12 protein-coding genes are annotated in these 14324 nt (G+C 42.9%); 6 read left to right on the top strand and 6 right to left on the bottom strand.

Annotated elements, in window-relative coordinates:
* Positions 1 to 3: 3 nt before the first annotated feature.
* The gene (gene gabT / locus L3V37_RS04825; RefSeq protein ID WP_130546063.1) at positions 4 to 1275 is read left to right on the top strand and encodes a 4-aminobutyrate--2-oxoglutarate transaminase; all 1272 of its coding nucleotides are present in this window, start codon (positions 4 to 6) and stop codon (positions 1273 to 1275) included.
* 345 nt (positions 1276 to 1620) lie between these two features.
* Complete coding sequence (locus L3V37_RS04820; RefSeq protein WP_237305927.1) at positions 1621 to 3117, top strand: EAL domain-containing protein; 1497 nt, start codon at positions 1621 to 1623, stop codon at positions 3115 to 3117.
* 132 nt (positions 3118 to 3249) lie between these two features.
* Here the strand turns inward: L3V37_RS04820 and L3V37_RS04815 are convergent, their stop codons facing one another.
* Complete coding sequence (locus tag L3V37_RS04815; protein ID WP_064353868.1) at positions 3250 to 4137, bottom strand: DMT family transporter; 888 nt, start codon at positions 4135 to 4137, stop codon at positions 3250 to 3252.
* 110 nt (positions 4138 to 4247) lie between these two features.
* On the opposite strand from L3V37_RS04815, the gene L3V37_RS04810 reads away from it, so the two are divergent.
* From L3V37_RS04810 to L3V37_RS04795, 4 genes are all read left to right on the top strand, one after another.
* Entirely contained in the window at positions 4248 to 4730 is a 483-nt protein-coding gene (locus tag L3V37_RS04810) for a MarR family winged helix-turn-helix transcriptional regulator (protein WP_005377802.1), read from the top strand.
* 23 nt (positions 4731 to 4753) lie between these two features.
* Positions 4754 to 5107, top strand: a complete 354-nt coding sequence (locus tag L3V37_RS04805) for an MmcQ/YjbR family DNA-binding protein (RefSeq protein WP_005377801.1) — start codon at positions 4754 to 4756, stop codon at positions 5105 to 5107.
* Positions 5108 to 5226: 119 nt separating this feature from the next.
* Complete coding sequence (locus L3V37_RS04800) at positions 5227 to 5661, top strand: DUF962 domain-containing protein (protein ID WP_005377800.1); 435 nt, start codon at positions 5227 to 5229, stop codon at positions 5659 to 5661.
* Positions 5662 to 5863: 202 nt separating this feature from the next.
* Positions 5864 to 6175, top strand: coding sequence for a hypothetical protein (locus L3V37_RS04795; RefSeq protein WP_130546067.1), 312 nt, complete (start codon positions 5864 to 5866; stop codon positions 6173 to 6175).
* A gap of 146 nt (positions 6176 to 6321) precedes the next feature.
* On the opposite strand, the gene L3V37_RS04790 is transcribed toward L3V37_RS04795, so the two are convergent.
* From L3V37_RS04790 to L3V37_RS04770, 5 genes are all read right to left on the bottom strand, one after another.
* The gene (locus L3V37_RS04790) at positions 6322 to 7413 is read right to left on the bottom strand and encodes a sulfate ABC transporter permease (RefSeq protein WP_225478170.1); all 1092 of its coding nucleotides are present in this window, start codon (positions 7411 to 7413) and stop codon (positions 6322 to 6324) included.
* Position 7414: 1 nt separating this feature from the next.
* Positions 7415 to 7891 carry a hypothetical protein gene (locus L3V37_RS04785; protein WP_025766726.1) on the bottom strand — a complete coding sequence of 159 codons (477 nt, stop codon included), beginning with the start codon at positions 7889 to 7891 and terminating at the stop codon, positions 7415 to 7417.
* A gap of 9 nt (positions 7892 to 7900) precedes the next feature.
* On the bottom strand, positions 7901 to 11077 hold the full coding sequence (locus L3V37_RS04780; RefSeq protein WP_225455399.1) for a response regulator: 3177 nt from the start codon (positions 11075 to 11077) through the stop codon (positions 7901 to 7903).
* A 156-nt stretch (positions 11078 to 11233) separates the two neighbouring features.
* A complete protein-coding gene (locus L3V37_RS04775) occupies positions 11234 to 13390 on the bottom strand; it encodes a GGDEF domain-containing phosphodiesterase (RefSeq protein WP_237305926.1) in 2157 nt (718 codons plus the stop codon).
* Positions 13390 to 14319, bottom strand: a complete 930-nt coding sequence (locus tag L3V37_RS04770) for a phosphate/phosphite/phosphonate ABC transporter substrate-binding protein (protein WP_053303129.1) — start codon at positions 14317 to 14319, stop codon at positions 13390 to 13392. Before L3V37_RS04770 ends, L3V37_RS04775 begins: the two co-directional genes overlap by 1 nt.
* Positions 14320 to 14324 lie beyond the last annotated feature (5 nt).

The following is a 14324-nucleotide window of genomic DNA, read 5'->3' as shown; positions in this document are numbered from 1 at the left end:
ACAATGACAAACCAACAACTGCACGAAAGAAGAAGCCAAGTTATCGCTCAAGGCATGGGCGCACTGTACCCACTTTACGTCGAGAAAGCAGAAAACGCTTACGTATGGGATATTGAAGGCAATAAATACATCGACTTTGCGGCAGGCATTGCGGTGACCAATACCGGGCATTCTCACAAGCGTATCAGTGATGCGGTAAAAGCTCAGTTGGACAACTTTTCGCACACGTGTGCGATGGTTACGCCGTACGCGTCATTCGTTGAGCTGGCAGAAAAGCTAACTGAACTTGCACCAGGTGATACTAAGAAGAAAGCGATCTTTCTAACCACTGGCGCGGAAGCAGTCGAAAACGCCGTGAAAGTAGCGCGCGCTCATACTGGTCGTAGCGGCGTGATAGCGTTTAAAGGCGGCTTTCACGGTCGCACAAATATGACGATGGGATTAACCGGTAAAGTTGCGCCGTACAAAGCGGGCTTTGGTCCTTTCCCGAACGAAATCTACCACGCGCCGTACCCAAATGCGTTCCACGGCATCAGCGTTGAGCAAAGCTTACAAGCGATCGACGATCTATTTGCTTGCGATATTGAACCTTCACGCGTTGCGGCGATCATTTTCGAGCCAGTGCAAGGCGAGGGCGGCTTCTACAAAGCACCTGAAGCGTTTGCACAAGGCTTGCGTCAGCTGTGTGATAAGCACGGTATCATGCTGATTGCCGATGAAATCCAGACTGGTTTTGCTCGTACCGGTAAAATGTTTGCCACAGAATACCTAGGCATTGAACCAGATCTAATGACAATGGCGAAAGGCATTGCTGGTGGTTTCCCGATCTCAGCGGTGGTTGGGAAAGCGGATGTGATGGACTCTGCGCTGCCGGGTGGTTTAGGTGGTACTTATGCTGGCTCTCCACTTGGTTGCGTTGCTGGTCTTGAAGTGCTGAAAATTATCGAAGAAGAAGACTTGTGTGCCAAAGCGATGGGCATTGGTGAAGTGGTCAATGCACGAATGACTAAGCTGCAACAGTCAGTACCTGCTATCGGTGAAATCCGTACTACGGGTGCAATGATGGCGATTGAGTTTACTGACCCAGAATCAGGCAAACCACTGCAAGAGATGACCAAAGCGGTGATTTCTAAAGCGCAAGAAAATGGCCTTATCCTGCTTTCTTGTGGGGTAAAAGCGAACGTGATTCGTCTGTTACCTCCACTGACCATCGAATCTGACGTGCTAAATGAAGGCCTAGATAAGTTGGAAAAAGTGATTCTTGAAGTGGCGTAATTCACGCACTTTTAAATAGCAATAACAAATAAAGGAAGCGGTTGGCATCAATCGTTTCCTTTTTGTTTTTTAGCGTATCTGCTGCCTATCTAAAAAGTATTGCTCAAGCTCCAAGTCGTCACTTTTATTACGGATGACTTAATAATTGTGCTCGTTCTTACTTTCCACTTAGTCGCTACTTTGTTCTCCTCGAATGTGGGTTGGTGCTCACACTCTAAATCCCGACATCTGAAAGCCACTTGAGTCTATAATTTTATTGAGCGTCATTCCTCACTTTTTGGACTATAAAAATGAGATAGTATTCATATCCCACTTAGGTTGCTTGACAGATTAGCAGGACGAACTTTGATCACAAAGAATACAAGGTATGCCATTTTACTCGGCTTAGTTCCCATCGCCATATTTGTAGTGGCCTTTCATTCGATAACCAACTTTTACGTCAACTCGGTAAAAGCGTCGAAAATAGATGCTTACGTAGATTATTTAAATCAAAGGTCTGCCTATTTGGACGGAGCAATAGTGAAGCAGATTGCTCAGTTAGATTTTACTTGTAGTGATAGTGATGTAAGAACTTTACGCGACCCACGTTTTTATAACCGTTACATTCGTTTTATTGCGATGACCACAGAAGGCGGAAAAACGTGTTCCACGGTTGGTAGTGAAGTGTCTCGCCCATCTAGTAGTGAACGATTTCAGATGGATGAGAACTTTTTCGCATCACTCATTTTGCCGCAACAGAATGACCAAATAGAGTGGATGGTCATTTATGATAATGAACACGTTGAAGTCTTCTGGGTACTTGATAACAGTTGGGTTAACGAGGTAATAAAAACGCCTTGCAAAGACTGCCTATTTGTAGAGTTTAAGTATGATGAACCAATATTTGGTGATTTAACGATAAGCCGTGGCAAAGCGAATATTGCAGGAGAAGAAAACGCACTGTCAAAAGAGTTTTTCTTTTCAGGAGAGTCTCAAGCCAACATGCTCATCAAGATATTCAGCGGTGAAAAACTTAAAAATTATGCTCAGGAAAGAGTACTTTTGTGGGGCGGTCTTGTAAGTGTGCTTGCTGGTCTTGTGACTGCCTTTGCATACATATCTGGTAAAAGCTTGAGAAAATCCATTACAGGTCTAATTGAAAATGGGATTAGTAATGCAGAATTTATTCCTTACTACCAGGCGATTGTCGATAGTCGCGATGGTAAGACAGTAGGATATGAAGCTCTGATTCGATGGTCGCGACGTGATGGAATGGTGCCACCAAATATGTTTATTGGTGCTGCAGAAGAAAGTGGCCTGATTATCCCGATGACCAATCAGCTTATTCGTAAAATCATACAAGACTTAAGTGACTTACCCGAGCATACGTGGGTCAGCATCAATATTGTTTCCTCCCATTTAGAGTCAGGTGTATTAACGAAGTTGCTGTCGGAGTTAAATTGGCCAATCTCTAATAGAATTCATTTTGAATTGACCGAGAGAATACCAGTAAAAGACACTGAGGCCGCGAAAAAAGAGATTTTGTATTTAACGAATAAAGGCTACAAGTTCAAAATTGACGATTTTGGTACCGGATATGGTGGCTTTTCTTACCTACAAGATTTGGGCATCCGGTGTGTAAAAGTGGATAAGATGTTCATTGATCCAATAGGATCTGACGACCAAAAATTGAAAGTGCTGGACTCAATTGTGTCTGCAGCGAACAAAGCGGAATGTGAGATGATTGCAGAAGGTGTAGAGAGCCAGGCTCAAGTCGAATATCTGGCTCAGCATGCGATTTACCTTATTCAAGGTTATGTTTACGCTAAACCAGAGCCCCTGACTAACCTTGCAAGCGCTTAACAGCCATAATGTCAAAACGTACCGTTTTAAAGGTGTCAGTTGCCTAGGTTAGCGCTGATTTCTGCTGATGGGGTTACACTTGAGGATTCCTAACACTCTCATTACTTCTAGAGTGTTAGGAATTAACGTTACTTAGGAGGAGAGTGCGGCTCTTTTCGTTTTGATTGACGTAATGAGCTGAGGTAGTAATGACATTACGATCATTCCCAGCATTAAGCTGTATTGCAGAGGAGTGAACGTTTCCCCCAATAGCAGTAGGCCCGAAACAATGCCTGCGACTGGGTTTGCAATACCACCAAAGGTAAAATCTACGACCGACATCCGCTGTAATAACCATACATACATGCCATACCCTAATGCGGTGTTCAGAATAATTACCCACAGTAACCCTAGAATATTCGTCATGGATACGTCCTGAACGACCGTAACATATGGCTCTGGATTGTTTATCGCCAGCACACTTGTTGCGATAGACATAATCACGCCACCCAAAATGAGCTGCCATGTTAGCACTGTCCACCAGTGCATTTTTGTACCTAGTGACTTTGTTACGCTACTTCCTATCACGATGCACATAATGGCGGAGATCATCGCAAGTAAGCCCACGGGTTCGAGAGAAATAGAGCTAGGATCAAATAAGAACCAAGCTAAAGCAATCAAAGTTGCGCCGCTTATCGCTTGAATGCCACTAGGCTGACGTTTGTAGACCGCCCAACCAAACAGCATCGCAAAAACGGGGACCGAAACCATACCAACACCAGAGATGGCAGAAGGAAGCGTCAACGCCATGACAAAAATGAGACCAAAGAAGCAAGCGATGTTGATGGTTCCTAAAACAAGCAGCACCTTCCACTCACTTCTTTTCGGAAACGAGGGCTTTATTGCCAGCAACAAAAGACCCGCAGGCAGTGCCCTTAGAGCGCCAAGTAAGACGGGAGGCCAGTCCGGTAGAGTAAACTGAGTAACAGCGTAAGTCGTCCCCCAAAAAAAGGCGGGAATCATCGCAAGTAAAATGTTCATGTTAAATATCTTTATGTAGAGATAATTAAATGTAACGATATCGGCAAGGTGGCTTTTTGTAAAGTATCTTTATGTTAAAATAAAAAATATATGATGTTTGGAGAGAAATAATGGATGCAATTGATAGAGTGGTAGAGCAGTGGGCTAGGGAGAAGCCAGACCTCGACACTGAACCGATGGCAATAATGGGTCGACTAATGCGAATTGCAAAACACATGGAATCTAGGGTCGCCGAGCTACATAAGAAGTACGATCTGAAAATGGGTGAATTTGATGTGTTAGCGACACTGCGTCGAGCTGGTTCACCATATTGTCTTACTCCCTCAGCGTTAATAGAGTCGATGATGCTCACTTCGGGTGCGATGACTAATCGCTTAGATAAACTAGAGAAGAAAGGGTTTATTACCAGAACCCATAGTAAAGAAGACCGACGTAGCGTCACCGTTGAACTAACAGGGCAAGGCTTAACCTTAATTGACAAGCTAATTTTGGAGCATGTAGACGTTCAGCAATCGTTATTACATGGTTTAGAAGGCAATGAAAAAGAGCAGGTTAACCAGGCGTTAAAATTGCTATTGCCACAATTTGAGTGAGAACGCAGAAGGAGGTAGGGGATATGAAAAGCAAAGAACTAGAACAATACTTAAGTACCTTCATGTGTGCAGAAAGCGATTTCCCATTTGGGCCTGAAGCGGTTGTTTACAAAATCAAAGGCAAGATGTTTGCCATCATTGCAGAGAGAAACGGTCGGGAGTATGTCAGCGTAAAAGTAAAACCAGAAGATGGAGAAGTCTTAACGTCGCAGTTTACGGACATTATCCCGGGTTATCACTTAAATAAGCGTCATTGGATAACGGTTTATTTTAACGGTGATGTCGAGGATGGGTTGATTCAAGACTTGTGTGAACGCTCTTATGCTCTTGTCGTTGCCAAGCTGCCGAAAGCACAACGAGCGTTGCTTGGTGAGTAATCGGCAACGCACTGGCCTCTGTTGTTTTGTCGCTCGTTGCTCGTAGCCTTTACGGAAAAATTCGCACCTTTTTCATCCTCGGGCTATATAAGAATAAGAAGGTGGAAAAGGGGAATGATATGCGAGCATTATCTGAATGGCTAAAAGAATACGGGGAGAGTCACCAAAACCCTATTAACCAAAAGATTCACACAATCGCAGTTCCAGGTATCTACCTTTCTGTGGTTGGACTTATTTGGTCGATTCCCCAGATTTCATTATTAGGCTTCGAACTTAATTGGGTTTGGGTAGCAGTGATCCCCACTTGGGTTTTCTATTTTCGTTTGTCTCTGAGCGTATTCATGATGATGATCGGCTACACATTAGCGTGCATTGGCCTTATTTGGTCTCTAGAGGTATTGATGTTGCCCGTTCTGCATATTTCTATGCTCTTGTTTGGTGTATTGTGGATATTGCAATTTATCGGTCACAAGATTGAAGGTAAAAAACCGTCGTTTTTTGAGGATTTACAGTTTCTACTCATCGGCCCGATTTGGGTGTTCAGAAAACACTAGCGATAAGCAAAATCAGGCATCATCCGAATTACACAAGACATATAACGTTCAGAGATTATGTAGCTCTTACTACAGAATACCTCTCCTTCTTATTGCCACGACAAGCATTCACTTTAGATACGCACTATGATTAAAGAGGTGCCAACGCACTTTACGCTATCGAGATACTTAAACTTACGGCAAGTTTACTTTAGGGGGATGAATGTACGACCGACAATATAAATATGCCTATTGGAGAGAAGAGCGTAAAAAAGGCAAATGGCACTATATATTAAAGTCCTTCTTTATGATTTGTTGTGCATTACTGCTTGGTAAAGTCATCGGTTTGTTCATTTTTGGAGAGCTGCGTTCTTTAAGCGACATTTGGGAACAACTCCCTGCGGATGTTTTTATTATGATGCTCGTGGGTTTTCCAATTAGTGTGCTTGGTTGGTACCACGAAGAGTCAAAGTTTTTCCGGGCGCTGCGACGCAAAGAAAAGCGGTTAAAAGGCAATCAAAACAAACCGAAATAGAGTAACCTTTGTCTCTGTTTGGATTGCCACTTACCTATCTGATCGATTCTATCCCTTCCAGTCATTTAGCGTTTAGTTACGTGTTGCAAAAAGCCTTCTTAATACAACAGCCCCCAGTGTTGTGGAAATTGGTACTGTAAGAAACATTAAAAAACGAAGTTGAGCATTAGCGTATAAAGGCTCGCACTGTCATCCTTTGGGGCTGATGAAAACGCGCCAGAGCTATTATTGTAGGTGTTGAACCTTTGCCATTCTGCGTTTAGGGAAACGTTGTAATCTAGGTCGTATCTCAATCCGAGTAAGAAACTGTCTCCACTTTTTTTATCCCGACTATTAAACTGCTGACCGTAAACAATATAAGGAGTCAACTTGTTTACATTGTAACTTGTTGTCGCGTACCAAGATGAGGAAAGATTGCTGGTCTGTCCTTCTGCCATAATCACAATGTTATCGAGCTCGTATCTTAACCCTAGAGAAAACAGATCGATCGTGTTGTTTTTTTCTGTTTCAACTAGACGGTCAATGATTGTGGTTCCGCCACCGGGAGTGGATTGCTCAATGTTAGAGAGCGTCGTTGTTTGATCATAATCGCCGTGGAGGTAGGAAAAGTTCCAACGATAACTCTCTCCGCTTAGCGTTAAGTTCATCCCTGCAGTGTTGTTTGACTCAATTTCCAATTCAGTACGTTCATTGATGGTTACGTCACTATTGTCTTTAAACCCGACAAACGGCATGGCGGTAAGTACGACTTGCTCATTGAGGTCATGAATCCAGCGTGCAGATAGGCCGTTATAAGCCGTGATACCTAGAATGCTGTCATATACCTCATTCGGTGGGCGGGCTTGGGTAAAAGCGTGGCCGACATAGTTGTACTCAGACATCAAAAACAGTGGCAGTCTTAAGCGTCCTCCTCGTATTTCTATGTTTTGATAGGTATAAGCCAAATACGCCCACTCGAGCTGAGGCGAGCTCCAATGGTCTTGCGGGCGCTTTACGACTTGTGCGGATGCCCGAAATGCCTTGTGAAAATAATCGAGCTGCATGCCGAAAGTGGTATCGCAATCGAAACAAGATTCATCGCCAATAAAGCGGTTAACTAGTACCGTAGTTGGGTTATCGGATTTTGCCCACGACGTAGAGCCAAAACCACTTAAAGAAAGTTGTTCTGTTAGTTCAATCGTGGCTGAGCTCGGAAAGGTCGCGATACTCAGCGATAACATGGTTAAATATTTTTTCATATCAATTCTCCGAGCTAACCACACATAAAACATGAGCATTACTAGGGACGCTCGATGTTGGGGCATAACCAATTCTATTCGGCTTCTCTTGCATCCATGCTATGAGGTCATCAATGCTGGAGCGTGCAATCACTTTTGGCGGTCTAGCTTTACCTGAAAAAGACAAGCTTGCCCAATGCGCGTTCATTTGCGCTAAATTTTTGTTGAGAAGATAACGATAGAACTCAGCTCTTTCTGTTGATGTTGCAGGCCAGTCAGAGAGTTCAATTCGCTGGCCTTGTAAAAGTTGCGTCTTCCCTCTGTACAATTTTCGCGCTTTATTGACAGTGAGCGGAGAGAATTCGTCATTAAATGAGAAAACGGCGTAGCTCTCTGCAGCGAGAGCTTGGCAATTTAATGAAAGAAGAACAATCAGAATAAACAGATAGCGTTTTATGTAACGCAAAGGAAAAGCAACGCGAGAATGATTTCTACTCATAGAATCCACCTACATTGCTTGTTCAATTTGATACAACAGTTTTTCTTTGCGCACAGGCTTTGGTACGTAGGCATCCATTCCTGAATCAAAGCAGCGCTGAATGTCATCATCTACGACGCTTGCGGTTAATGCGATAATGGGCGTCTTAGCTAATCCTTTACTCGCTTCATAAGCTCTAATTTGCCTAGAAGCTTCGAACCCATCCATTATGGGCATCATGCAATCCATCAAAATAACATCAAACTTTCCATCTTTTTGGAACATTTCGACTGCAATTTGTCCGTTTTCTGCGACTTCGAATTGATAGCCTGCTTTAGATAGCAATAGAGAAGCCACTTTCTGGTTCACTCTATTATCTTCGACAAGCAAGATACGTTCGGAGCGAATAGGCGTTACCGTTGCTTCTGGTTGCTCTGAACTCGCAGGTAGTTTATGAGTAGTATCGAGAGTAGTGTTCTCTTGGTGTGGTTCAGCAGGCGTCGTGTTGGAAACACGTAACCCAATTGCCTTATCTAACTTCTCTTTAAGCAACCCTGCTTTAAACGGTTTGGGCACATAGTCATCCATTCCAACGTCAAAGCATTTTTGTATATCGTCATCGACCACACTTGCCGTTAGAGCAATAATCGGAATTCTGAAAGCGCGTTTTTCTTTTACTTCTATTTGACGAATTATTTGGGTGGCTTCAAATCCATCCATTACGGGCATCATACAGTCCATTAAAATTAGGCTGTATTGATTCTGTTGAAATTTTTCAACCGCTTCTTGTCCGTTTACTGCGACATCAAAGTCGAAGCCAGCTTTTGTGACGTGTAGCCCCGCGATTTTTTGATTGACCGTATTGTCATCAACGACCAAAATTTTCGGCAAAGATTTAACATGTTGCGCTGAAATGCTCTCTTGTTGTGCGTGCGAGAAATTTGCCGCACAACTTTCAAGTGCTTTAATTAAGCGCTGCCCTAGTAGTGGCTGAGTGACCAAGGCGCTGATACTGCTTCTAAAGTCGAATTGTGGGCTATGAAGGTGCTTGATGAGGCAGACACGAATGTTTCGTTTACAAAGGCTTTCTATCTCATCGATATGCATCGCCGCTGCATTTGGTGATGCTTCTACATGAATAACGATAACGCGCTCGTTATCAATCCACGTTGGCAACGCACTTAAGGTATCTACTGACTGCGTTATATTGATGTTGAAAAAACTTAACTCGTTACGCAGTTTTTGTTCTAGTTGAGTACTGCTGCATACAATCCATATGTCGTTGTGATTCAGAGCGTGATAAGCGTTAAACTCTTGAGTCACCACAGGAGCAGTTAGTTCAAAGAAGAAGCGACTGCCTTTACCTTTCTCGGATTCAAGTTGAATTTCTCCACCCATTAGCTCAACTAATTGCGTGCTAATGGCAAGCCCAAGTCCAGTTCCCCCAAATTGTCGGGTAGTAGAGTTATCCTCTTGGGCAAATGGAGCAAATATTTTCTTTTGCTGCTGGGCATCAATACCAATCCCTGAATCTTTAACGGAAAACTCGATGACCGCTTCACCATTTTTTATTTCGCGGGTGATGACCGATAGCTCTACACTGCCTTGTTCGGTAAATTTTACCGCGTTAGACATGAAGTTCATGACAACTTGGCGTATACGATGGTCATCCAACATTACGTGGTAAGGCGTGTTACGGCTAATGTTGACTTGCACATCGATGCCTTTTTCCTTTGCTTTCGGTGAAATGATAGAAGCAATGTCATAGATAGACTCTCGAACACAAGTTGAATGTGGGCTAATGAGCAGCATCCCAGATTCAATTTTTGAGAAGTCTAGAACGTCATTAATTAAACTCAAAAGCAGTTGGGAGGAGGTTTCAATCGTGTCGACGTAATCGCGTTGTGTGGCAGTCAGGGAAGTATCGGATAACACTTCAGAGATGCCAATAACGCCATTTAGCGGCGTGCGGATCTCGTGGGACATGTTGGCCAAAAAGCTACTTTTGGCTTTACTCGCCTTAATTGCATCATCTTTTGCTTGTTCTGCATCTTCTTTAGCTTGTGTGAGCTTTAGTCTGGACAACATCCGCTCATCACTAAGCTTTTTTACCTCTCGAGCAAACTTACTCAGCTCGTCTTTACCCTTTATTAGTTGAGCAAGAGGTGAATTTTCAGTGTTACTTTGTTCATTGCTTTCGTTACTGAGAAATTTGAGGACTAGATTCAAGTTTCCAGTAACTTTTCGCACCAATCTTAGCGTTAAACTTACGACCAACAGCGTTAAAAGGCTCATCATTGCGATAAAGGTAAAGCGGTGCTGTGTCGTCGTGTTGATTGTCTTTGATATATCATCACTCAGCTGTTGTTCCATTTTGTCGTCAACACTTTGTAATAACGATAAGCGTTTGTTGAGTGCAGATAACCCCGCATCAATCTCATCCGGGGTTAATGATTTGAGTTGAGCTGGTTGCAATAAATAAGCACGAAACTCTTGGCTTTTGATAAAGACTTCACCCGTAAACGTCTCAATGAGCAGATCTACTTGTTGTTGATTGGCATTTAGCGTCACAAAACGCTCTAGAAATAGTTGTTGGTTCTGGATTAAAGATTGGATAGAAGCCTGTGTTGTGAGGTCATACTCGTTATTTTCCTCTGAAGATCGAATCAAATATTCGCTTAATCTATGCTCTTCAGTGGACCAAAACATCAACCATTCAAGTTGCATCAAAGAAGAAAGGTGAGTGTTTGTTTCATAACTCACATTTCTAAAATAGACTTTGTCTAAGCTCATGAGGATTTCTTTGAACGTATCAGCGCGCCACTCTGCCGCATCTAACTTTTCTTCTTGATTTTGCGAAGAGAGCATCGAGAGGGTTGCTTCCTCAAAGCTTGTCAACTGGTTTAGTATCTCAGCGTTTTCACCGAATACTGGTGCAGCGGTGTCGCGTAGCAATTGAGATATCTGCTGAGTTTTTAGTTGCTTATCTATTACATCAGGGTTATTCGGTAGGTGATAAAGCGAAGATACGCGGTCGATGTAGACAGAGAATAACTGTGCTTTTTGTAGTTCCTGAGCCTGGATAGAAAGGCTTTGTACATGTTTACCCGCGAGGACAAGCAACAATAAAATTGGCAGCAAAACCAACCCAAATAGCTTTTGTTTTACCGACAGGTTGTTCCAAGAAAAGATTCCTACCACGCGCATTTCCATATCCAATAAGTTGATATGAAAAGTGTAGTTTATTTATCTCAGATGTTAGATTTTAAGAGAAAATTCATATTAATGAGGTGGGGGAAGTGTGACCGATATTGCATTACGAGTACTAACGCGCTAAGCGGCAATAGTTAACAAAACGGCGTTCTAAGCAAAGTGATTGACGCTTTGAGCGCCAATCCCTCGTTGGTATTCAAATGCAATCAATTCCTCGGCAGGTACAGGTCTACCTAAGAAAAAACCTTGTACGACGTCACAGTGGAGAGACTCCATTCGTGTGAGTTGAGTTTGAGTTTCTACGCCTTCGGCTACTACTTTCATTCTTAGGTTGTGAGCCATGGATACAATCGCGCGAACTAATGAATCGTCTTGATCGCTTTTTCGGATTTGAGCGATAAATGAACGATCAATCTTGAGCCCGTCAAAAGCCATATGTTGTAGGTAGGCAAGGGCTGAATACCCCGTACCAAAGTCATCTAGCCAAACTTCCACTCCGATACTTTGTAGTTTTTTAAGCACATATTGAGCTTTCTCTGTATCATCAATAAAAAGTGACTCTGTCACTTCAACATGAATGGTTTGAGGGGCGACATCATGTCGTCGTAAATACTTAGAAAATAATTGACTTAAATCTTGGCGATAGATTTGTCTTGGGGACAAGTTTAATGCGATGTGAAAATCAGTACCGAAATGTTCTGCCCACATTGCCCGCTGAGCAACTGCCGTCTCAATGATATGTTCTCCAAGCTCCAATATTAAATCACTTTGCTCTGCGATCGGGATAAACGATTCTGGACTGATATAGCCTTTCTCGGGATGATTCCACCTAACCAATGCTTCGACCCCAATTAGGCGATAGGTTTTTAGATCAAATTGTGGTTGATACCACAGCTCGAATTGAGACAAGTCACGTACTGAACGACGCAGTTCTCGTTCTATGTATAAACGTTGTTTAATCGTTTCATCAAACGTGGAATCGTATATCGTCATAATGTCTTTACCGCGTCTTTTGGATTCCTGCGCCGCAAGAGAAGAAAGCTGTAAAAGAGACTCAGCGTTAGAACCAAATTCTGGATACACAGCAATTCCGAGGCTTGCCGTAATTTGAATATCGTTCTCTTCTAAACTAAAGGGAGAGAGTAGTTGGCGATGAATATCGTGCGCTTTTTCTGTAGCTTCATGATTGTCCGAGCACGGAAAGGCCAGTACAAATTCGTCCGCACCTACTCGACTTACGATGGTAGAAAGGCGGTAAAGCGGCTTAAAATAACTCGGCAAACGGCTTTGAAGCTCTGAGGCAAGATGGCCTAGCAATTTATCCCCAATGTTATGTCCATAGTTATCGTTAATGTGCTTAAAGTCATCCAAGTCAATAAACACAACCGCGAGTGAGGGGGATTTGTGGTCAGTTATTTGCGTTTGAATATCAATGAGTAACTTTTCTCGGTTTGGCAGGGAAGTCAGAATATCGTGGTACGCCATGAACTCAACTCGGCTAGTGTATCGGTTCACTTTGTTTGACATTTTGTTGTACGCCGAAATAAGTTCTCCCACTTCATCTTTGCTTTGTATGTCGGTGACTGGCAGCGCTTGGGTATTTGACTCTGAAAATTGATCTTTTAGTTGCTTGAGTGGCTTAGTTAACGACCGCCCCAAAGCATAAGCGATGATGCTACCGAATAGAACGGATATCCCACTGATCGTTAGCAGCAAGTTAAACATCTTCTGTTTATCGTTTGAGGTAATCGCTTGGACTTGTTCAATGTTCTGTTCTTTCTCTTCCAGTAGATGTATCAAGTTAAGCTCAAGATATACCGCCCCAAGAGTAATGTTTGATTGCTGAATCGGCGCTGCGATCTCCAACTGATGCTTGGAAAAGGAAACGAGAGTTCTAGATTCTTCTATTGCTTTCAAAATAAAAGGAGAGCGGTCATGAGGTTGGGCAAACATCCTTAGCTGAGTAGTGCCGTCGTGAAAGATTAGCCCTTCATTGTCAACAACATGTATTTTCGAGACATCTGGCTGGCTCAATGTTGCCTTAATTTGCTCATACGCTTGACTGATATTGTCTGTATAGAGTGGATCAAAAAGCTGTTTTGATAATAGCTCTGCATAAACCAACCCTTTTTGCTTAACGTAAGATTCTGTTTTTTCTTGAGAGTTGTTCGTGATTTGTTGAGTTAAGCTATTTGAATACGCATCGTAACCGTGCATGTATAACGCAAGATTTATCACCACAACAAACAAGACAACGAACATTGTCGAGCAAATGTATTTGGTTTCGAGTGAGAGCTTTTGAAACATCAATCCACCTTCGGTAACAAGTGAACTGACTTGCGCACTGTACTTAAGGAGGCTCGCATTTCTGGAGTAAGCGCGCTGAATTTTTTGGTGTTCTGAAACTTTTTAAGTGCGAGAGAGCCTTCGTGAGTTGTATCCATATCAAGCAGTATGGACGTGATTTTACGCTGTTGCTCTAGGCTCATGCTTGGAGAAGCGAGAATCAAATCCCTGGGTATTTCAACAGAACGAGAAAAAATCGCTAGTTTGTCTTTCATGTTCTCTGGCAAATCTTTGGGATTGTTCCAGTTGAAGTTACTGAATGCTCCTGCTGCAACTCTCTGTTTATATACCCATACAGATAGGTTGATTTCATTTGACTGAGCGAGTTGCTCATCAAGGAATAAATAACCAATGCTGTCTTTGGCCGGTTTGTCATCAGGAGAGGGAAGGTATTGCAGTTTTTCTCCGTGGTTCAGCAATGTAATCGCAGGTAGGTAATAGCTGCTGGTAGACGTGCGCTTTTCGAAAACAAGCGTTTTTCCGCGCAGGTCAGAAAGTGACTCAATGCCACTCTCTTTATTAGTAAAGAACACCGTATGATATTTTTGCAGGCCTTTTTTCCATCGTATAGCAAGAACTTGGCTATTAGACTCCTTTTCTAAGGTCATCGCATTAAAGGGGGTCGCCGTTGCAATTTGAACGGTGCCATTTTCAAGCGCAACCGCGAGCTGACGATAATTTTTAAATACCTTTACCGCCCCTTTTGCGTAACCATATTCAGTCATATTTTCAGTTACATACTGAGTAAGGGGCGTCGCTTTTTTGATTTTGCTTTGGGCTTTATTGGACACAATGCCAAATGTGAATGTTTTCTCAATATTTTCTTGTGCACTGACGACAAAAGGTGAACTCAGCAAAGTGAGTAATAACAGAGTGCAGGCAGGTTTCATCCGGC

The sequence above is a fragment of the Vibrio sp. D54 genome (assembly GCF_021728075.1).
GTDB classification, from domain to species: domain Bacteria; phylum Pseudomonadota; class Gammaproteobacteria; order Enterobacterales; family Vibrionaceae; genus Vibrio; species Vibrio alginolyticus.
This window is presented reverse-complemented; position numbering and strand designations above follow the sequence as displayed.